1 pseudogene is annotated in these 331 nt (G+C 43.8%); it reads left to right on the forward strand.

Features of this window, described 5'->3' with window-relative positions:
• Positions 1-331: pseudogene (locus AB4486_RS23325) on the forward strand (caspase family protein); the annotation flags it as partial.

The following is a 331-nucleotide window of genomic DNA, read 5'->3' on the forward strand; positions in this document are numbered from 1 at the left end:
CTACATAACTGATGATGAGTTCTTCAAACTCGATAACCTCTACAAAACACTGTCTAGCAGCAAAGCAGGCAAGATAGTCGTTATGGTTGACAGTTGTTTCAGTGGAGCGACTGATGGTGTATCGGTCATCAAAGGGGTTGCCGCCTCTAGACTAGCTCCGAAAAAAGTCAGTATCGATCCTGAGCGCATGGTCGTGATCACCGCGGGACGCGATAAAGAGTATTCCAATATGTACCAAGAAAAAGGTCATCGCCTGTTTAGTTATTACCTCATGAAGTCAATGATCGAGGGAAACAAGGATGTGAATACACTTTATCAAGATGTTTACGAC

The sequence above is a fragment of the Vibrio sp. 10N.222.55.C6 genome (genome assembly GCF_041473395.1).
GTDB lineage: Bacteria > Pseudomonadota > Gammaproteobacteria > Enterobacterales > Vibrionaceae > Vibrio > Vibrio crassostreae_C.